Annotated in this window: 16 protein-coding genes; all 16 read right to left on the reverse strand. The window is 42.3% G+C overall.

The annotated features are described in order from the left end of the window. Positions 1–79 precede the first annotated feature (79 nt). Positions 80–1,309 (reverse strand): tryptophan synthase subunit beta, encoded by a 1,230-nt coding sequence (gene trpB / locus RM049_RS32565; RefSeq protein ID WP_322707126.1) that lies wholly within the window; start codon positions 1,307–1,309, stop codon positions 80–82. Positions 1,310–1,362: 53 nt separating this feature from the next. Further along, positions 1,363–2,586: a tyrosinase family protein gene (locus RM049_RS32570; RefSeq protein WP_322707127.1), complete on the reverse strand. Its 1,224-nt coding sequence runs from the start codon at positions 2,584–2,586 to the stop codon at positions 1,363–1,365. A 234-nt stretch (positions 2,587–2,820) separates the two neighbouring features. Beyond that, positions 2,821–3,651, reverse strand: a complete 831-nt coding sequence (gene trpA, locus RM049_RS32575; protein WP_322707128.1) for a tryptophan synthase subunit alpha — start codon at positions 3,649–3,651, stop codon at positions 2,821–2,823. A gap of 390 nt (positions 3,652–4,041) precedes the next feature. Further along, positions 4,042–4,875 (reverse strand): indole-3-glycerol phosphate synthase TrpC, encoded by an 834-nt coding sequence (gene trpC, locus RM049_RS32580; RefSeq protein ID WP_322707129.1) that lies wholly within the window; start codon positions 4,873–4,875, stop codon positions 4,042–4,044. 135 nt (positions 4,876–5,010) lie between these two features. Beyond that, positions 5,011–7,215 carry an anthranilate synthase gene (locus tag RM049_RS32585; RefSeq protein WP_322707130.1) on the reverse strand — a complete coding sequence of 735 codons (2,205 nt, stop codon included), beginning with the start codon at positions 7,213–7,215 and terminating at the stop codon, positions 5,011–5,013. Between the two features lie 357 nt (positions 7,216–7,572). Further along, on the reverse strand, positions 7,573–8,769 hold the full coding sequence (locus RM049_RS32590) for a 3-dehydroquinate synthase (protein WP_322707131.1): 1,197 nt from the start codon (positions 8,767–8,769) through the stop codon (positions 7,573–7,575). Further along, the gene (locus RM049_RS32595; RefSeq protein ID WP_322707133.1) at positions 8,766–9,410 is read right to left on the reverse strand and encodes a DsbA family oxidoreductase; all 645 of its coding nucleotides are present in this window, start codon (positions 9,408–9,410) and stop codon (positions 8,766–8,768) included. The genes RM049_RS32590 and RM049_RS32595 overlap by 4 nt, the downstream gene beginning before the upstream one ends. Before the next feature lie 12 nt (positions 9,411–9,422). Beyond that, entirely contained in the window at positions 9,423–10,502 is a 1,080-nt protein-coding gene (gene tyrA / locus RM049_RS32600) for a bifunctional chorismate mutase/prephenate dehydrogenase (RefSeq protein WP_322707134.1), read from the reverse strand. A gap of 37 nt (positions 10,503–10,539) precedes the next feature. After that, a complete protein-coding gene (locus RM049_RS32605) occupies positions 10,540–11,892 on the reverse strand; it encodes a glycosyltransferase family 4 protein (RefSeq protein WP_322707135.1) in 1,353 nt (450 codons plus the stop codon). Positions 11,893–12,216: 324 nt separating this feature from the next. Continuing rightward, positions 12,217–13,413 (reverse strand): scytonemin biosynthesis PEP-CTERM protein ScyF, encoded by a 1,197-nt coding sequence (gene scyF, locus RM049_RS32610; RefSeq protein ID WP_322707136.1) that lies wholly within the window; start codon positions 13,411–13,413, stop codon positions 12,217–12,219. Between the two features lie 172 nt (positions 13,414–13,585). Further along, positions 13,586–14,962: a ScyD/ScyE family protein gene (locus RM049_RS32615; protein WP_322707137.1), complete on the reverse strand. Its 1,377-nt coding sequence runs from the start codon at positions 14,960–14,962 to the stop codon at positions 13,586–13,588. A 127-nt stretch (positions 14,963–15,089) separates the two neighbouring features. Further along, positions 15,090–16,355 (reverse strand): ScyD/ScyE family protein, encoded by a 1,266-nt coding sequence (locus tag RM049_RS32620; RefSeq protein ID WP_322707138.1) that lies wholly within the window; start codon positions 16,353–16,355, stop codon positions 15,090–15,092. Between the two features lie 90 nt (positions 16,356–16,445). Beyond that, on the reverse strand, positions 16,446–17,417 hold the full coding sequence (scyC, locus tag RM049_RS32625) for a scytonemin biosynthesis cyclase/decarboxylase ScyC (RefSeq protein ID WP_322707139.1): 972 nt from the start codon (positions 17,415–17,417) through the stop codon (positions 16,446–16,448). Positions 17,418–17,442: 25 nt separating this feature from the next. Beyond that, a complete protein-coding gene (scyB, locus tag RM049_RS32630) occupies positions 17,443–18,504 on the reverse strand; it encodes a tryptophan dehydrogenase ScyB (RefSeq protein WP_322671100.1) in 1,062 nt (353 codons plus the stop codon). A 310-nt stretch (positions 18,505–18,814) separates the two neighbouring features. Next, positions 18,815–20,692, reverse strand: coding sequence for a scytonemin biosynthesis protein ScyA (scyA, locus tag RM049_RS32635; RefSeq protein ID WP_322686283.1), 1,878 nt, complete (start codon positions 20,690–20,692; stop codon positions 18,815–18,817). Positions 20,693–20,762: 70 nt separating this feature from the next. Further along, positions 20,763–20,945: a hypothetical protein gene (locus RM049_RS32640; protein ID WP_322689381.1), complete on the reverse strand. Its 183-nt coding sequence runs from the start codon at positions 20,943–20,945 to the stop codon at positions 20,763–20,765. Positions 20,946–22,100 lie beyond the last annotated feature (1,155 nt).

The raw sequence follows: 22,100 nt of genomic DNA on the forward strand, positions 1-22,100 counted from the left end.
AATGACAAATGACAAATGACAAATGACAAATGACAAATGACAAATGACAAATGACTAATGACTAATGACCAATGACAAATTAAGGAATCAGGACTTTAGCGACAGTTTGCACATCTTTGTCACCTCTGCCGGAACAATTGATGACGATGCGGAGATTGCCTGTTAACTGGGGACAAAGGGTTTCGAGATATGCGATCGCATGAGCAGTTTCTAAGGCTGGGATAATTCCTTCTAGTTGCGAAAGCCTCTGAAATGCTTCTAGAGCTTGTTTATCGGTAACACTGTAATATTCAGCCCGACCATAATCCTTTAAATAACTATGCTCTGGCCCAACACCGGGATAATCTAATCCGGCACTAATTGAATGAGCTTCGATGACTTGACCATCATCATCTTGCAGTAAATAGCTCATTGCACCGTGCAATACACCTATTTTACCTTTTGTCAAGGTAGCAGCGTGTTTTTCTGTATTTACACCTTCACCCGCAGCTTCGACTCCAATTAGGCGCACCGAAGGTTCATGGACAAATTCATTGAATAAGCCGATCGCGTTGGAACCTCCACCCACGCAAGCCAGTAAAATATCTGGTAGTCCTCCCCATTTCTCTTGGCATTGAGCGCGAGTTTCTACACCAATTACCGCGTGGAAGTCACGGACAATCATCGGGTAGGGATGAGGCCCAGCAACGGAACCGAGGATGTAATGAGTTGTTTCTACATTCGTTACCCAATCTCGAATTGCTTCCGAAGTTGCATCCTTGAGAGTTCCTGTACCTGCCTCTACTGGACGAACTTCTGCACCCATTAATTTCATCCGAAATACATTCAGGGCTTGGCGTTCCATATCCTGAACGCCCATATAAATCACACATTTCAAACCAAATCGCGCACACACAGTTGCAGTCGCTACGCCGTGTTGTCCTGCACCTGTCTCGGCAATAATCCGTTGCTTACCCATGCGCTTGGCTAGCAAAACCTGAGCCAAAGCATTATTAATTTTGTGAGCGCCTGTATGATTTAAATCTTCGCGCTTTAAATAAATTTGCACTCCCGTGCCATCTGGTCTAGCGTAATTTGCTGTCAGGCGTTCAGCAAAATATAATGGGCTGGGTCGTCCGACATAATCACGCATTAAGTTTTGCAGTTCTGCTTGAAAACTCGGCTCACTGCGATATTGTTGATACGCCGCTTCCAATTCACTTAATGCAGGCATTAAGGTTTCCGGGACATATTTACCGCCGAATTTTCCAAACCTGCCCAAAGAATCTGGTTGTACAGTTGCAGTATTGATGTTTAGTATGTTTACCATTGGTTAAAATCCTTTCATGTTCAAGTATTTTTTACTCTGGTTCTAACTTTGAATCATCTTTGGGTTTTCCATTCCCAGGTTTCGTAGGTATAGCCCAGTTTTTGGTGATTCAAAACGTCTATAGGGCGCACCAAATCGTCAGAGTTAAAATTTGGTAATAAAGATAGTAAATCTCCTAACGCTGTAGCTTTGGGGGTAGACATACCGCCATCCCAAGGCCACATTAGGTCTTTGAGATTGTGCCCGTAAGGTTGACCATTGGCAGGATAAAAATCGCTACCTTGATGACCATTTTCTTGCCATTGGGCCCAGAGGCGGTCTACGTTGGCATGATGCAGCCAAAATACTGGGTCATAAGGCGAACTTGGGATATTGCCCATAGTACCTAGACCCTTAAACTTTATGGGTTTTGTGCTTGCGTCTATTTGTACCCCACCGACTAAGCCATGAATGTAATTGTGGATGAATCCTCCGGGGGTGACTTTACCCTGCTCATCTACAGAGATAAATCCTTCCAAAGCAGGGCGAAATAGAGAATAGTTATTCAGACGGAGGGCACGCTCGACATCTTTTTTGGGTACAGGATAATCACTGGCAGGAGGTAGTCTGAGAAAGCGGACAAGTGATGTACCTAATGATGTTTGGGTTTCTGGGTCGATATTTAATGCTGGATTCATCACCCAGCCATTTGCAGCCGAAAAAGCCCCAGATACAGCGCCGCCTGTAAAGTTTCCCTGATTGGGAATTTTGATGGTTACTCCTTGACCGTTGGAGCCAAGAAAGTCATCATTAAAAATTACATTAAGTGATTTGGCATCTGTCCAATCCCAGTATGGCAGAGTAACAGTTGGGTCTACTGCTTGCAGTGCTTGTTCAAATCTGCGGATATATTCTCGATGCCAAGGGAAAAATGCGGCATTTTCATGAGCAAGTTCTTGGACTGAACCATCGGAATGTCCTTTATGGTTATGAATTAAGCGTGTTGCCCCTATATGTATAGCAACGAATTGGTCGTAAATACTAACCTTGCTACCTGGGGGTATGACAGTTTTTAAGGTTTTGATAGCCTTAACGAAGGCTGTTTTCTCTCTTTGTGTTAGGTCAGTTACGTTCTTTCTTACAGCTAGGCGAGCGTATTGTCCTGGAAGATTATGATTCCAATGGTATTTGTATTGTCCCTTGTCAAGGCGATCGTGGGCGAAGACTGTAATAGCACAGGTGCTAACTATAAGTAAGCTATAAATTAATATTTTGACCGACTTTAGCAGGAGTTTCATTATCTTAATGGAATAAGAGGAGGAGAGGGGGCAAAGGACAAAAAGAGAAATAATTGATATTTTGTTTGGGTACAGTTTAGTTTTGACCTCTCTCCAAACCTCTCTCCTAAGAGGAGAGAGGCTTTGAATCTTACTCCCCTTCCCTGCAAGGGAAGGGGCTGGGGGTTAGGTCTGTATCGAACTCAACTACAAACCGCTATAATTCCCTACTCCCCAGGTTTGCGGGTGAATTTATCACACCTCTTGAAGAGATGGATTTTTGCGCTGACTTTCTGTGATGGCTGCTTTAAGTTCTCGACAAAATTCTTCCACGGCTTGTAATCCTTCTGTGGGGCTACCTTCAGCTAAACGTTTGACAAAGGCGCTGCCAACAATCACTGCATCTGCACCCCATTCCATGACTTGATGTGCTTGTTCTGGAGCGGAGATGCCAAAACCAACGCCGATGGGTTTTTTGGTGACGCTTTGCAACTCGGTAATTAAATGCTCTACGCGGTTTTGGATTTGAGCGCGGATACCTGTAACGCCTGTAACACTAACTAGATAGATAAAACCCTGAGATTGACGAGCGATCGCAACAATTCTATCTTGAGAACTGGTAGGAGCGACGAGTAAAATTACCTCAATTCCAAAAGAGGCAGCAGTTTGAATTAATTCTTCTGCTTCTTCTAAGGGTAAGTCTGGTACTACCAATCCCTGCACCCCAGCAACAGCAATTTGCGCCAAAAACAACTTAATACCCCGATGCAAAATGGGATTGTAGTACATAAATAGAATTATCGGCGCTTTTAGGCTAGGAATGACTATGTGCAACATCTCTAGCACTTGCTCTAATTTCGTGGCTTTTTGTAAAGCGCGGGTTGCTGCTGCTTGAATCACAGGCCCATCTGCGAGAGGATCGGAGTAGGGAACGCCCAACTCGATAAAGTCAGCACCGTTGCGATCTAAGATGCGTAAGGCTTCGGCAGTAGTTTCTAAGTTAGGATCGCCTGCTGTGATAAAAGGAATTAAAGCACACTGTTGGCGATCGCGTAAAGCTTGAAAGGAATCGGAGATAGAGATCATGCTGAAAAATAGTTAATGATTGTTTAATAGTTTTAGAATAATTTACACTTAGCAATTAGCGATGCCCATGCTAAATTTTTTGTTAACGAGTCTTTGATACTCGTGAACGAGGCTTTTAGCTCCGTTAACGAGGCTTTGATACTCGTGAATGAGGCTTTTATCTCCGTTAACGAGTCTTTGATACTCGTGAATGAGGCTTTTATCTCCGTTAACGAGGCTTTGATACTCGTGAATGAGGCTTTTATCTCCGTTAACGAGTCTTTGATACTCGTGAATGAGGCTTTTATCTCCGTTAACGAGTCTTTTATACTCGTGAATGAATATCAGAGCTTCATTTTTTTAGATTTACCAATTACGAATTACGAACTTGTACTGAGCGTAGCCGAAGTATTACGAATTACGAATTAGTAAAATCTCACGCACAGCTTGTTCTACATCGCTTTGTTTAACTAAAGACTCGCCAATCAAAACTGCACGCGCGCCAGCCTCAGCGACAAGAGATAAATCAGCAGGTGTATACAGTCCAGACTCGCTGACGACGGTGATATCTAAGCTTTGTAATTGTTGTTGACGCTCTGCTAAAAGTTGCTGTGTGGTTCCTAAATCAAGGGTAAAGTCTTCTAAATTGCGATTGTTGATTCCTACTAAACTTAGGTTATCAAGCTTTAGTACTCGATCTAGTTCAGCTAAGGTATGGACTTCTACTAGCGCAGTCATGCCCAAATCGTGAATTACTCGCAAAAAGTCTTGGAGTTCTCGATCTGATAAAATAGCTGCAATTAACAATACTGCATCTGCGCCTGCTGTCCGTGCTAAATAAATTTGATAGGAGTTAATGATGAACTCCTTGCACAGTAAAGGTAATGCAACTTGTTGACGCACCTTTCGCAGATTATCAAAACCGCCCTGAAAGAATTTTTCGTCAGTTAGGACTGATAAACAAGCTGCACCACCTCGTTCATAAGCTTGAGCAACAGCAACAGGGTCAAAATCTGCGCGGATAACCCCACGGCTAGGTGATGCCTTTTTTACTTCAGCAATTAAACTAGGTTGATTGGGATTATCTTGCAAAGCAGTCAAGAAATTTCGCACAGTCGGGGCTGTATTTAACTGTTGTCGCAAGGAGGCTAAAGGCAGTTCTTGCTGCATTTGTGCAACTTCTTGCCTTTTATGCGACACAATTTCTTCAAGAATATGGCGGGGAGGGGCAACTTGGTTAGTCATAAAATGCTAGAGGGATTAGGGAGCAGGGGAGCAGGGAGCAGGGGAAGCAGGGGGAGCAGAAAAGCAGGGGAGCAGAGGAGAAGTTGCAGTAAGTCTTTCCCCAATGCCCAATGCCCAATGCCCAATGCCCAATGACTAATGACCAATGACTAATGACTCTTTAATTTGCGTATATGCACGCACCACATTTTTAATGATTTTCAAACCGACTTCTCCACCTAAAGTCATGATTGATTCTGGATGAAACTGAACGGCGGCGATGGGAAGTGTTTGATGTTCAATGCCCATAATTACGTCGTCATCAGAAATCGCTGTTACTTTGAGTTCTTTTGGCAAACGTTGCGGTAGGGCAAATAATGAGTGATATCTACCCACTGCAAAGGATTCCGGTAAGTTGTTGAAGGTGACAGAATTGGAATCGGTGACGAAAATTCGTGAGGATTTCCCATGTTGAGGATAGTTAAGAACTCCCAATTCGCCATCAAAAGCTTCAACAATGCCTTGCAGTCCCAGACAAACTCCAAAAATCGGAATTTGGCGATGCAGAAGCGCACCGACAGTCTCGGAAACTCCAAAATCACTTGGTCTACCAGGGCCAGGAGATAATACAACTAAGTCAGGGCGTTCTATATCGAATAACGATTCCGAGAAACCATGACGCAGTGTGGTGACGCTTGCACCAGTTTGGCGAATGTAATTGGCTAGGGTATGAACAAATGAGTCTTCGTAGTCTATTAATAAGATGCGTTTGCTAGATTTTACACCTGGAATCTGTTTGCTTAATTTTAGAGAACCAGACTTATCAATTTTCTGACTCGTTTGCTTTACACGGCGAATCGTTTCAAATAAAGCAGCAGCTTTGGTAATTGTTTCTTGTTCTTCTGCTTGGGGTATGGAGTCATAAAGGACTGTAGCACCGACTCGCACTTCGGCGATGCAATCTTTTAATCGAATTGTCCGTAGAATTAAGCCAGTATTTAAATTCCCGTTGAAATTTAAATAGCCGACTGCTCCACCATACCAACGTCGGGCGCTCTTTTCGTGCCGTTCAATAAAATCTATTGCTGCCCTTTTGGGTGCGCCGGTGACTGTAACCGCCCATGTATGCGAAAGAAAGGCATCTAAAGCATCGAATTGCGATCGCAGTGTCCCTTCAACATGATCTACTGTATGTATCAGGTGGCTGTATAATTCAATCTGGCGACGACCGATGACTCGTACTGAACCAGGTTCGCAGATTCGAGATTTGTCATTGCGATCGACATCAGTACACATGGTCAACTCAGCTTCATCTTTATGAGAGTTGAGTAACTGACGAATTTGCACCGCATCGTCAAGAGCATCTTGTCCCCGACTAATAGTGCCACTAATTGGACAAGTTTCTACCCGCCTACCTTCAACCCGCACAAACATTTCTGGAGATGCACCAATCAAATATTCGCCACCTAAATTAAAAATAAACCCATAAGGACTGGGATTTATTTCCTTTAAGGTATTAAATAGTTTGCTGGGTTCGTCTTCATAGCCTTCAAAAAAGTTTTGACTAGGAACAACTTCAAATAAATCGCCTCTGCGGAAATAATCGAGTGCAACCTCAACTTTTTTCGCATATTCGCCTACTTGATGGTCAGCAGTTTGATTTGGTAAAAGATGTTTGCCGCGATAATCTACAGACTCACCAGTTCTCGGAAGATTCTTGGTATTGCCATGCGCTGTTTTAAAATCATATTGGAAACGAAATGCACGTTGCTGATAATAGTCAACAACAATCAATTCATCTGGCAAATAAAGCACCAAATCGCGCTGATCTGTAGGACGTTCTAGATGTTGAGTAATTGGTTCAAACTGAAAAACTAAGTCATAACCAAACGCACCATACAAGCCTAAATGCTCGTCTTCTTGACTAGAGAAAGTATATAGAATTTCGCGGACAACGGTAAATGATGAAGGCTGTTTACTACGTTCCTCTTCAGTAAATAATTTTTTTGTAGCTTTAATAAAGCCGACAATATTGTTATTTTCTTGGGTGATGTTCTCAAGTTGTTCTGACTGGGATAGTTTCTCTACAAGAAATGGTAAAAGTACTTGACCGCGTTCATTCAACGCTATCAAAGTGAAAGAGTTTCCTTGGGTAGTCAACTCTAACGGTGGATTGACAAATCCGATCGCCCATCTTTTGTATCTGCCTGGATATTCATAGCTACTCCTTAGCAATCCTCCACGCTGAGAATTTAAATGGAACAGAATATCATCGAGGGCAGTGTCCATCTTAACTTCAGTGATGGAGCGAGAAACACTTACACCGCCGAGAGTATTGTAGGAACGTGAATCAAAAACCATGAGTAATTTCTCTAGAATATTTGTTAGTCAATCATTAAGCAGCAACCATTAATCATTATTAGTAGTTATTTTCAAACCTAGAACAGACTTAGATAATCTTTTATCCATCCAAGCCAACATATTCTTTTTAAAAGATGTAATCAAAAACTTTTTGCTTCTGATTTAAGAATACTAGATATCAAGCAGATAAGACATTGAATAATTTTTCGATTGGGTGTCAATTTATTCGCTTTTTATACTGCTTTTCTAGTACATTTACCAACAACCCTATAAAAAAAATCCGCTTCCCCCAAAAGTAGTAAATCGCCTCATAAAACCTCTGCGTTCCTTTGCGCTTCCCTCAGCGTCCCTCTGCGTTTAAAACTCCCCCCTCACTTCCTGCAACAGAGATATTGCTTGCCGATACAACAACAAATTCACCTCATGAACCTCAATTCTTTTTCCAATCCCTTTCAACAGCGTCAAAGTCAACTCTCCCCCCAAATGTTCGCGGAATTCAGTCAAACCCCGAAACAAACAATGAGGATCTTCCAATTGTGATAACTTCTCAGCTAGTTCTGGCACATACAACGTGAAACCCAACGCCGATAAACTATTTAATATCCGTTGCCACTCCGAACAATCCAGCAATCCTGCCAAATAAGAATAAGTGCTATCCAGAGCAATACCGATCGCAACAGCTTCGCCATGACGCAAGCGATAATTTGTCAAATGCTCCAGTTTATGAGCCGCCCAATGTCCAAAATCCAGGGGACGAGACGAACCCATTTCAAAAGGATCGCCGCCATTGGCAATATGTTCTAAATGCAACTGAGCGCAACGATAGATAACCTGTTGCATAGTATCCATATCTCGCCGCCTCAAAGCTGCGGTATGAGAGTGGATAAAATCAAAAAAGCTAACATCCTTAATCAGTGCCACTTTGACTGCTTCTGCAATCCCAGAACGCCAATCGCGATCGTCTAGAGTTGTCAAAAAGGCAGAGTCATTGATAACTGCATAAGGTGGCGCAAATGTGCCAAGAAAATTCTTTTTCCCAAAAGCATTGATGCCGTTTTTTACACCAACCCCAGAATCATTTTGCGCTAACACCGTTGTCGGCACCCGAATTAGCCGAATTCCCCGGTGAGCAGTTGCGGCTGCATATCCTACCAAATCCAACACCGCCCCGCCCCCGATCGCTAACACATAAGAGTGGCGACATAATCCGGCAGCTTCAATTTGTTGCTGGATTTGCTCTAATAAAGTGGGATCGTTTTTAGCAGCTTCTCCCCCCGAAATTATCATCGGTTCGGCTGCGATCGCTAGTACCTCTGCATAAAACTTGGTATACGCGACTAATTGCTTCACCAATTCAGGTTGATACTTTAATATTCCTGCGTCTATTACTGCAACTAATTTCTTTGGCTTTGTCTCCTCATCCGCACCAATCACTTGGGCTAAGGTAGGATTTTTTAACTCAAATAAATTGTGGGTAAAGTAAACTTCGTAATTAAAAGTAACCGAAACACTTTGATGAATTAATCTACTTTTTTGCTTGATGTCAACTATCATATTTTTGCAGGTATATCTAAAAGTGCAGCACGATTCAAAGTTTCCAGGAATACCTCTACGGAGTGAGAACCATTTACCTTAACTTTGTCATTGATTACGAAGAACGGCACGCTGTTGATGCCATTTAACCGAGCAAATGTTGATTCAGCAATGACTGCATCACTCACCGCGCGATTGTTTAATTGCAACTTTAATTCGCTAGCATTCATCTGATACGCTGTACCGATGGCAACAATAACGTCAATATTTCCAATGTTCAAACCGTCTTCAAAGTAAGCTTGATAAATAGCTTCGACGACATCGTTTTTTACGTTTGCGGGTGCAAGTGCAATCAGTTGATGAGAAAGCTTAGTATTGACAGCCAAACGGATTTTATCAAAATTTAGCTTAACTCCAGCCGCCTCACCTGCGCGTTGCGTACTATCAAATATCTGTTGTATTTCTGCCGCTTTCATACCTTTTCTATTTTGCATAAAGCTGCGAAATTCGTAACCCTCGGCAGGAACAGTATTATCTAAAAGAAAAGGATGCCAGCGAATATGTACTTTTTGTTCTTGCTGTTGTGCTAGTGCATCAAACAGATGTTTTTTCCCAATTCTGCACCAAGGACAAACAGTATCGTGAAATATGTCTATCAGCATATTTTTGTGGATTTAAATGCTAATATTTGTGTGAATTTTTGGTTGAAAATCTCTTTGGATAGCCATTGTATTTAAAGGCTGGATAAAAGTGTTGATTTTATCTTCAAAAAAACTTTGAGCCTTTTCAAATTCTTGAATTAATGCGTCTTTGTCTTTCTTTGCTACTAGTTTCGCCAAACGGCTATAAGTATCAGCTAAAAAGCTAATTGTATCACACCTTTCTTCTGTAGCGAGCATAATATCCACACATAAGTGAGGGTTTTGGGAAAACAAACGTTTAACAATGTCAATTTCTTGACGGTAGTTAGGAGTTGACATTGTTAAACTCTGCTCTATGTCCACTTTTACTTGTGCTAAGAAAATGCCAAGACTAAATCTACAGAAATGTTGCGTTGCTTGAACGATCGTCATCATGCGATCGTGTTCTTCAGGCGTACAAACAATTAACTCTCCACCTTGGCTTTTAATAAAGTCTAAAAACCATTGAAATGAATCATCGTTTCTACCAGGACACACTACTACTTTTTGTCCAAAAAACGATTTGATATTTGGCCCAAACATTGGGTGTAAACCCATGACTGGCCCGGAATGGTGTTCGAGCATTGCTTGAGTTGGCTGTGTTTTAATACTCGTAATGTCACACAAAGCGGTAGTTGGGGCGAGGTATTTAGCTGCACGCTTGATAACATCAACTGTATGTTCAATAGGAACGCTGACTAAAACTAATTCTGTCTGACTTAATAGTTGCTCTGCGTATTCCCAATCCTCGGATTCGAGGACGCTAACATTATTACCTACTAGCGAAAGTTGCTCTTTAAATAATTTTCCCATCCTACCGCGTCCACCGATGATGGTAATTTGTCGGGGACTGACATGATTTGTTGCATATTTAGGAATCAAACTGGCATGACAACTATTTAGCAAACTTGCCCAAACAGATTCAGGAATACCAGCTTGGGCGAGTAGAGGAGCAACATCAGACAGTTGTCGATCTAGAGAAGGTTGTTCTGATGCTGCTAATAATGATATGCGATCGCTCAATAAGGCGATCAACTTTTGGTCTGTTTTTTTCAGCCGATCTGAATTTGTCATTTGTCACTTGTACTGAGCGAAGCCGAAGTATTTGTCATTAGTCATTTGTCATTTGTCTTTGAGATATCACGCGCACTAGGGGTAAGGTATGTACCAAAAGCTCTTGCTCAACAAGTGATTCTTTAGAACTCAATTTGGGCAAGATATCCAAAGTTGTTGCTCTTTTGGCGATCGCATCATAAAATAACTCTTCATACCGATCTAGCGCTTGCTCAAAAGAGTAGTTTTCTACCGCAAACTTTCTTCCTTCACGCCCTAATTTTGCTGCTAGTTCTGGCTGATTATATAAATCTAATACCGCAGCGGCCAAAGCATCTGCTGACTCAGGCTCAACGATAACGCCGCCGCCGCTTTCTTTGATAGCTTTGGCAGCAGTACCAGTGGCGGGAACTGAACCGACAATTGGGCGACCACTGGCTAACAGCAGTGGTATTTTAGAAGGCATATTGAAGGAAATCACATTGCTCTTTTGCACAATCAACCCAACATCAGCAGCCGCTAACATTTGCGGTAGTTTTTCTCGCGGTTGCAATGGTAGCAGCAAAACGTTATCTGCTCCACAAGCAAGACAATGTTTTTGTAACCTTTCGAGAGCTTGAGATTCACCTGCGATCGCAAAGACAATATCATTAATATGACGCAACCGAGATGCTGCTTCTATTACTGTCTCTAAACCTTGCGTCAGAGCAATATTACCTGAATAAAGTACTACAAATTTACCATCTAGTTGATGAGAAGCTCTCCAGGAGTTATTTTCCTTTGGTAAAGGACGGATAAAATTTAGATTTACCCAATTTGGAATGCAGGCAATTTTATTAGCAGGTACACCTTTATGTATTAAATTATCTACGAAACCATCGGCAATCACGCTAATGGTATGTGCAGTTCGGTAGGCAAATTTTTCTAAAGCTTCCAGAGCTTGAATCATCAACTTATTCTTAATTAGCCCAACACGCACAGCAGCTTCCGGGAGGATATCTTGTACATTCAGCACTACTGGACAGTTGTATAGCCAACTTATTAAAGTTGCAGGTAAGCAAACGAGTAACGGTGGCACTGTTAAGAGAATTAAATCAGGTCGCTCACCTTTGAGAGCTTGTGGCAAACTTGTAAAGACAAAGCTCAACTCTAGCAGTAGCCGATCTATAAGGTTAGGTTTAGACTTAATCCGCAGGTAACTACGTTGAATAGTGACACCATTTTTCTTTTCAGTAACGTATAACTTACCCCGATAGCGATCGTAAATCTGACGCTGAGGATAGTTAGGCATACCTGTGATTACCCGCACTTGATGCCCTCGCTTCACCAGCCCTTCTGCTAGTTCAGTCATCAAAGGTGCAATACCAATTGGCTCTGGATGATAGTTGTATGAATAAATCAGAATGTGCATTAACCGTTAATGTGCTAAAAGCACCTTGATAATCTTGGCTTTATTTAGTATTTCCAGTTTTTATCTCCCTGATTCCAGATTTAATGACCTGAAATTTTCGTAAGGTGTGTTACCAAGGGCATAACGCACCCCACGAAACAGAAGTTTTAGATTTTGTTTAATCCACTTCAGCTTTTGAACTCGGAACTTCAGCTTCTGAACTCGGAACTTTGACCTCTGAACTCGGAACTTTGACCTCTGAACCCGGAACTTCAGCTTCTGAACTTGGAACTTCGACCTCTGAACTCGAATTCGGTCACTTTACTGCTACTCAATCATGAGAACTCAGCACTGTTTTTGCAACGTCTTCTCTAAACTGAAGACTGGCTTTTGTTGCCCGCGTTTTCGCAATGTGACGGTAGCAGCCCCAAGTCCAAGCAATGCTAAACCCAATGCTGAACTAGGTTCTGGTACTTGCCTTCTGCCCTCTACGTTTAGCACTTGAACGCGACCTTGGAAGAAATCGCCCACATACAGCTTGTCATCTTTGAGGGTTGTGCCACCAGTCCAGTTAAATCTGCCTGGTGTGAGGTCGAGGGGATTACCAAAAGGAGGGCCAGTTAATGCTGGAGGCGGTACAGGATTACCTGATGCATCGCGTGCATTTTCACCGTAGGAAGTCAAGAACTTACCGTTTTTATCAAATACCTGAACGCGGCTGTTGATAGAATCAGCTACATAAACATTCTCTTGATCGTCCACTTCGATGCCAATTGGCTGAAGAAGTTGTCCAGGGCCGCTACCTGCTGAACCAAATGCGTACAGAGGTTTGCCATTTGGATCGAGTACTTGAACGCGGTTGTTATACTGGTCAGCTAGAAAGATATTTCCACTGACTGGGGAAATTCTTATACCTGCTACACCTTGAGTTTCTCCTAGTGCAGTGCCCAGAGTGCCGCCAATGACACCAATTTGCTTTCCGTCAGGTGTAAATTTGAGGATTCTTTCGCCGTTAAAATCACCTACGTAAACGTTGCCAGTCTTGTCAAAAGTTACACCAGATGGGCCAAAGAAAATCCGATCGTTTACACGAGGGGTAAAATCTCCGTTTGCAAAGGATCTAATAAAGTTACCCTGAGGATCGAATTGATTGATGCGGTTGTTGTAAACATCACCTGCATACAAATCCCCTGTTACGGGATTAAAGTCTACAGTTGTTGGCTCGTCAAACTGTCCGGGCCCTGTGCCGCCGGAACCAATTGCTCCAATATACTGACCTGTGGGACTAAATTTTTCAATTTTGTTACCGAGGTTGTAGTTAGGAGTACCATCTGGGTTAACACCGCGTCCGTTAGCTATGAGGGTATTACCCGAATCATCTACCGTTATCCCTTGGGGAACAAAAAGCTGCCCTGGCCCGAAGCCAGGACTGCCGATACTTCTGTCGTAAGTTAATGTTACAGCTTTGGCTTGGGCTGCTGTTGCCAACACCATCAATCCAGTACCGAGAATGCCAATTGACAAATTTTTGACTAATCCCATGAGTTTTAAGTCCTGGTTGTATAAGGTATACTCTTTCCTAGACTAATTTTGTTCCCCGTCCTAGTTTGGGAACTCTGAAATTTGGGCTGCTGCCTCTTGTTGGAAATGCAACTTTCTCTTTTGGGCAGCAGCCTATTCTGTAAGCTTTACCTGGTGTCAGGTAAAGAGGGATTTAGACAGTCTCTGCTTCGGTTAGCAACTCTTCACCCAACTTGTGTTGGCGTTTGCGCTTGGCGTAAGCAGCAGTTGCGCCTACACTAGCAAGTGCTAGTAAGCCGACTACTGAACCAGGTTCGGGGACTTTTTCAACAACGACACCATCCACCCGAACAACTTCCCCGCGTTCTGGGCCGACACCGCGATTGGTAATATAAATCTTGCCATCAGGGCCAATATCAATTCCATCAGCCGAATCTAGCCCTTGACCTGCTGCAACAAGTGTTGTGCGAGTGCCATCAGGAGCAACTTGGATGAGAGATCCAGGTAGATTTGTGATGTCACCCCCTAACTGGGACTTGTCGCTGAACTGTAAAACCAGCAAATCACCTTTCTCATCAAAGGTTAGGTCGGTGATGTGCGTAAAGCCATCGAGAAAAACTTCTGGTTTTTGATCTTCGCCAATGCGGAAGATCCGCGATTTACCATCTGGATAAGGAAAACCCGTATATTCACCAACATATAAAGCTCCATCGGGGCCAATTGCGCCACCTGTGGGTACTGATTGAATTGCTATTTTTCCTCCTGGAAGTTCCTCTAATAGCCCAGGAGGTAATTGTAATCCTGGTGGCAAATCTGACTTACTAATAATATTTTTAGGAATTGCGATCGCTTGTGACTTACTTCCGTCAAGCTTGATTTTGTAAGCAGTGTTCCCGCCCCCATCAACGACATAAGCATTATCGCCACTAATAGCCAGATCGTAGGGATTGGTAACTACATCCCCCTTGTCTGGATTTTGGGTGATTTCATTTTTAGCAAAGTCAAAAATACTATTGAGAGATCCGGTGTTCAAGTCAACTTGGTACAGTTGTGCTAGAAGCGGCGTATTCAAAACTTTATCGGGCGTTGATGGCGGGAAAGTTGCAAGTTGCTGTGGTGGGAGTGGGGATTTAGAACCAAGGTTAAGTGTTGCTAGATCGCGGTTTCCTGGATAACCGGCAAACCCTGTCAGCAGATAAGCATTCCCTTTAGAATCGAATTGTATGTCTTCAATACCAGCGCCTTGGTTGCCGGTGGGTTGCTCTGCTAAAGACTGAAAGTTATTAAGTAGACGCTGTTTTGTGCCGTTTGGTGAAACTTTGACTAGTGAACTAGTATTACCAGCACAGATAGGCTGAAATAGAGTACTCGGAGATGGTTGGCAATTTCCGTTACCGCCGATACCTGGCTCTGCTACGTAGAGACTGCCGTCAGGGCCAAAGCTAACACCCCGTGCATTACTAACTCCATCGACAACTGTCGTTAGCGTTGCAGCTTGTGCAGATAGTGTTCCACAAATAGCAGTAAAACAAAATGTAATAGATGTAAGAGCAAATGACTTGAGTTTCATACCTTTGGAGATTGAGAGTTAAATAATTTGTTTGGGGAAACTTTTATGGTTTTAAAGACAACGAATTGCAGTCTTTGAAGAACGCAAGATTGGTTTGAAACTCTTTATTCGAGCGCCACGACTCTATTTATGGGAGGTTTGGTAGCTCTTTCTTCTTGTGCAACCAACCAACGCCCAAGACAGCGATCGCTAACACACCTAAAGCAGAATCAGGTTCAGGAATAGACTTGGTATTTTCAATTTTGAGAACTTGTCCAAGTCCTGGGCGATCGCCTCGGTTGGTAACGTATACTGCACCATCAGCACCAATAGTCAGGGCACTAGGCGACTCTAATCCATTGCCACTCAGAAGAGTTGTGCGTGTGCCATCGGGAGCTATTTTGATTACAGAACCATCAAAATCACCCTTCCAAGCTGACTGATTGGCGTACTGCAAAGCATACAAATTGCCCGCAGGATCGAATTGCAAGTCTGTAAGTTGGGTAAAACCATCGGCGAAGACTGATGATTTCCCATCAGCACCGACTCGATAGATTTTTGCGCCGCCTTCTGGGAAAGGGAAACCAGTAAATTGGCTGATGTAATAAGCACCATCAGGCCCTTTTGCCACACCCGAAGGTACTGGTTGAGTTGCAAACTGCGATGGGCCTCGCACCGCTTCCCCTTGAGATGGAACCTGTGCCGGTTCATTGGATGGGGTATCAGAAGGTGGAAAGACGGGATTAGTTAATATGTCTTCGGGAAAGGTAGTAAGAGCTTGCAAGTTACTACCGCTAGTATTAACACTGAGTAAGTCGTTTGCACCTGCATCAGCTACAACTAACTTATTGCCATCTATTACAAAGCCCAAGGGATTGCTACCGACATCACCACCATCGGGATTATTGGCGAGTTCATAGTTAGCTAAATCAGCAACACTCGTCCAGGAATTGGTCTTAAAGTCGGGAGCAATGATTTTACCGAGGTCAGTGTCACCTAAATTGCGATCGCGAAAGGTTGGATTCGCCCCATACCCAATCAGAACATAAGGTTTACCTGTAGCATCAAATTGGATGTTACGAGGGCCACCGGCTCCAGTACCATCTGGTAATGCTATAGAAGGAAGTCCTGTAAGTATGCGCTCGGTTTTACCATTCTCAATTTTGGTAACTGCCCCACTTGTGCCATAGCATAGAGAATCGCCTTGACCGCTTGCTGGTGGCACACAACCGCCACTTCCCCCGATGCCCGCCTCTGTAACATAGAGATCGCCATCAGGGCCAAAGCTTAGTCCTCCGGCATTATATAGACCGTCGGCGATTACTGAAAAGGATGCAGCTGAGGCAGCTTTCATTCCCGAAAAAGCGGTAACACAAAAAGTTAGGAAGGTAATAGTAAGTTGTTTATGTTTCATATTTCGTCATTTGTCATTTGTCATTTGTCCTTTGTTCTTTGTCCTTTGTCCTTTTTTTTTGTTAGTTGACCAATGACCAATGACCAATGACTAATGACTATTAACTAGTGGCTCTGGAGCTTTTGGTAGATAGCTCATTCCTCGATCAAATGATTTGAGGTTGCCAGCTTTGGCTTCGAGTAAACGTTTGATGTTCATGCTCTCAGCGCCATAGTCTTCAATTTGAAGTTTGCCGTGGGTTACAGTTCCATCTGTTTTCCAGAATGTGATTCGATGCAAGATAAAACCAGAGGCTTCTGGATCGGCGAAAGCGTAAGCGGTTGGAATGAGTAACGCTACAGAACGCTGATAATATTCGTAATCTGGATAATAATATTCTTGCTCAAGCAAGTAGTATTTACTCAGACTATGAACGCGCACAGAAACTTTTACCTTCTGGTTATATTCATCTTTGAATTCACCTGAATCAGAAGTAATATCGCCATTCGGTCGCAGTAGATGTGCCCACTCATCTATGTTTTGTAAATCCTTTAAGTATTCAATACCAATTTCAACTGGGGCATCAACATAGATGGTGTCTGTATCGATAAAGTGGCTTCCTTTAGCTGCTGAGGTCAGACCAGCTTTACGTTCCAAATTCCCTTTGAGAGAGCGACATTCAGAAGTATGTACTGTGTGAATTCCCTGCATGATCATCTGAGTCTGCCGTTTGGGATCGACAAAACTCAACCAGTGAAAGTACACACCTTTTTCATCTGTTCCCGGCTCGATATAATCAGTGGGAAACAGCAAAACAGGGTAAACCTGAAAATATTTCTGATACTCTAATCCACAGTGCCACTCAATGCCGTAGAAAAGTGGATTTTCTAATTTTTTAACATGATAATAGAGATTTTTGTGATAACCAGACGCAGTTCCCAGCCAGGTATCTTCGTCAATTTGCTCTTTCATCCGGCTATAAAGCGTCCATTCATCTAAGTTTTTTAAACTACAAAGATACTCAAAAGCGCTTTCTGGGGAAGTAGCAATATATGCTGATGTAGCAAAGGTATTTTTTTCCATTTTTCACTCCTGAAGATAATAATAATTAAGCTGCGATCGCTGTAGTTTTACTTCGCTTAATCTTGTCGATCCGGTCTTCTGCTAATCGTCTGGCAGCATCGTTGGTAGTAACTCCTTGCTCTTTAGCAATCTCAAAAATTGCTAATAGCGTGTCATAAATGTTATGCACTTGCTTGAAAGCTTTTTCTTCGTCATAACCAATCATTTCGTTATAAACATTAATTAATCCTCCAGCATTAATTACATAATCGGGACTGTAAAGTATCCCTTTTTTGGCAAGCATTTGACTATGTAATTGCTCATTATCCAATTGATTATTAGCTGCACCAGCAATAATCGAAGCTTGCAGAAAAGGAATTGTATGACTATTAAGAATTCCTCCTAAAGCACAAGGAGAAAAGATATCTACATCAAGTGAGTAAATTTCAGATGGTTCTACAATAGTTGCGCCAAAAAGCCGTTTCACTTCTTCTGCTTTGACTGGATCTACATCGCTAACAAAAAGCTGGACATCATGCTCATGTAAGTGACGACAGAGATTTTTACCGACATTTCCTAAGCCTTGAACTGCAACTTTCATCCCATCAAGTCTTTTGCTCTGCCAACGAGATTCTACAGCAGCTTTAATTCCCAGAAAAACTCCTAGTGAAGTTATGGGAGCAGGCCCGCCAGATTTTTCTGATACTCCAACAACATATTTCGTTTCTTGACTAATTGTCCGCACATCGTCAGGGGTAATATTGACATCTTGTCCGGTAATAAAACGTCCATTCAGGCTATCAACAAAACGTCCATAAGCTCTTAACAAATCATCTGTTTTATTTTCAGGATTAGCTATAATAACTGCTTTTCCCCCACCAGCCGGAATGTTGGCACAGGCAGCTTTATATGTCATTCCACGACTCAGACGAAGTGCGTCTTTTAAAGCAGCTTCTTCGTTGACATAAGGCAAGATTCTTGTAGCTCCCATCGCTGGGCCCAAGGTTGTGTCATGGATGGCAATAATTGCCTTAATTTCGGGATTTTTACCATGACAAAACAGAACTTGTTCGTGACCCATTTCTCTAACAGTTTCAAATAGCAGCATCTTGTCCTCTCGATATTGGTTGGAATTGTTTAGAGAAAGTAATGAACATTACAAAATATAAAGATATAGACATAAAAACACTCTTGAATATTAAGATTAGATGAAGTTAAGAAAAGACTTAGGGTTTAAAAAATAAGTTTTAGATTCCAGCTTTTTGAGTGGAGTTTTTGACTAAAAGAAAACTTTTGTCGCTTCTAAACTCATCCTTTCTCTTTTACTGAATTAACTAATCAAAACTGCGTTGTAAATTCAGCTTGATTGCAGTGTTTTAGTGTCTATAACAATTGAATGAGATTGCAAACTTTTAAAATCAAACCATTGGAAATGAAACCTGCTTGGCTGGATTTTTAGCGGCATTTGATTTAATTCCTTGTGCTGCCAAACTCTTATTACGTCCGCCAGAAGGTGCTGGGCGGTCGGCATCAATCACTACATCAATGAGAAAAGGGACATTTGATGCGATCGCTTGTTGTAATGCAGCTTCAATATCGGACTCTCTGACGACAACGATCGCTTCTGCTCCCATCCCACGAGCAATCATCGCAAAGTTTGTTGGTGGCATTGTTGCATCTGCACCCTTTAATCCCAAGATTTTCATCCCTTGATGGCACATGTTGTAACGCGCATCGTTGAGTACAATCCAGATTGCCGGAATTTTGTATTTCACGGCTGTGCTGATTTCGTTATTCATCAGCATTGCGCCATCGCCGACAATCCCTACAGCCTTGCTTTTGCTTGCTAGTGCTGCACCCAATACTCCGGTGACGGCGTGGCCCATTGCTCCGACTCCGGTACTGACTCGGTAACGATTGGCTTCGGAAAATTGGAGTAGATGCGTTGACCAAGTAAACGAGTTACCACACTCCGCCATGACTACGGCATCGCTATCTTCAACAATTATCTTTTGAATTGCTGCCATCAATACTTCTGGCCGCACTGGATAATCTACCTCTGTAGCAGGTTCAATTGCTTTGTGTTCTGGACGAGGTAGCGACATTGTAGAATCAGGAGCATCCGGCAATTGCTGCAACAACTCTTTCACAAAAGCTTTGATATCAGACCGAACTGGGAAAGTTTCAACGTGAGGATAGGCTACACCTGGCACTTCTGGGTCAATATCAACATGGACAAAACCTCCTTTTGGAACTAGCGCCGAACTCCAGAAAGAAGTCGGTTCGCCAAGACGGGTTCCTAATACGAGTGTGCGTAGTGGAGGTTGCTGTTCCATATAAGTTAAGACGGAAGCATGACCGCCTAAACCTGTAACACCCACAAATTGGGGATGATCTTCAGGGAAAATACCTTTAGCACGGGGCGAACACATAACGGCTGCTCCGGTTTTTTCAGCCAGTTCCAGAATTTCCTCTGCTGCATCACGCGCACCGAAACCAACCCAGATAGCAAAGGGGCCAGATGATAATAACTCTACAGATTTAGCGATCGCTTCTTTGGAAGCAGTCATCGGAAACGGAGAAATATCTAACTGGGGTAAAGCTATATTCTCAACTAAACTTGTTTGCACACTGGTGGGAATGCTCAAATGGGCAACAAATCCGCCTGGTTGCGCCATCGCTAATGCAAGTTTACGGAAAATCTGCGGTAGTTGAGCCGCAGATTCAATCGTGACTGCATAGTTGAATAACGCTCCTGGGGTAAAAATTCCTCCACTGGGCAATGTGTAAGTGCTGGTTTCTTGAATTGCCCAACGTCCACGCTGCGGTGCTGAGGTACAAGCCGACAACAAAATCACCTTTGCACCTTCACCACGAGCCGCAAATAACCCGGTGAGGGCGTTAGTGATCCCCGGACCGGCTGTGGTAAAAACTACAGTTGGGCGATTATTTGCAAAGTAAGCCTCGGTGGCTGCAAATGCTGCTCCTGCTTCATGGCGAAAGTTCAACACCTCTATGCTGCTATTGGATAGCGCACCCCAAAGGCTGGCCATCGCACCACCTGCGACACCAAAAGCGTAGCTTACTCCCAAATTTTCCAACATTTGAGCGATCGCATCGGCAACTGAGAGCGTTGGGGCTGTTTCATCGTTTAAAAAAGCCTGAATTCCCCCATTATTCTCCGATTCATCAAGCTGACGGGAGTCAGACACAGATTCTACATATCTGTTTGCGGGAAGTTCCTTGTATGGCTCAGTGGTGATGAGAGGATTTGAACCAGTATAGTTTTGACTCATTGGTTTCACGTAATTTCAGAAAGTTATACAAAGGCTTTTTAGTTTACAATCACAGCGCTAGAAATATTTATTACAAACAACTCTGTTGTTTCTTGCAGCGATGACCTAGCTTGGTCAAGAGTAGAAATGGCGAATCGCTGCTGATTGATGCTTGTGAGCGCAGTACCAAAAAATTTTTACCAAAAGCATACAACAGTTGAGGCTGTGCTTCTTGCCACCAGAATAAAGGAGATGAAGACTGTTGTACAATCAAAAATCTTTTGATAAGGATGTCAAATTTTTCGCTTCTATGTGATGACTACAGTATTTAAGTAGATCGGCGGTAGTTCGGTGGGAAAAAACTAAGTTGTGTAAAGGTGTAGAAACTGGTAATTAACCGAAGTTAAGCGTGTCTCAGAATGTTTACAAAACTTAATATAGTTAGCTTTAATAGCACCGATCTAATTAAGAAACGCTTGGTAAGTTTCTTGACCGCTACAATAAAAACCTAATTTACAATGAAAAATCTTTTGATATATGTGTCAATTTTTTTGCTTTTTTCGTGATTGTCACATTTGCAACTTAGCCACCTGAAAGATTGATATTCTACAATCGCAGAAGCGGCACATTACCAAATTTGCAATAGGAAATCTTTTGATGTGGGTGTCAATTCTTTTGCTTTAGAACTTACACAACTTTTTATCCGAATTTAAGCATGAGGCGATTAAGCGGTCTTTATATTGCCACCAAAAACTCTTTGAGTCAATTATTTGTAACGATAAATACATCATTTTTTGACTTTTTATAGTTCCTTTGAGAGATGACAAAGTATTCAGGGCATGAATATCTTTAAAAAAGTGTTTTTGATAATGCATAAATCAACAGTATATACCTAATATACGAATACGGACTTCGTTTCTGAAAGAAAACATACAATAAAACACATAATTTTTACGTACACTAGTAATACAAATGTACTTCTTGCGACAGATGACTAAGCATATTCTTCTATAGTTAAATTCCTGAGAAGGTAGGTTAAGATAAATTAAGAAAATAAGTTGATAAGTTGAAGTTTATTCATTTAAGCCAGACCCACTACCGCAAATTCATTTATGTTGAAAATCAAAGGACTCTACACAACTAGTTTGCCAAAATTCTTGCTAAGGAAAAGGCTAAAGGAGAAAAATTTTTATTCTTTAACCTTTCCCCAGTGGAAATCCCAGGAATTTTAGATTGGTGAACTCTTATAAAGAGGTAGCACTGCTACATCTTTACAAGGGTTATTGCTAATGCGTAGTTAATTTCTAAAGATGTCTATTAGTTAGTTGTCATACAGGGCTAGGTTAAATTTAAAATATTTTTTTTACTTATAGATTAAGAGCGTTGAACTTTTATCTAACAGGGCTGATTGACCGCTCTAAATTTTGTA

The sequence above is a fragment of the Nostoc sp. DedQUE04 genome (assembly GCF_034530995.1).
Lineage (GTDB): Bacteria > Cyanobacteriota > Cyanobacteriia > Cyanobacteriales > Nostocaceae > Nostoc.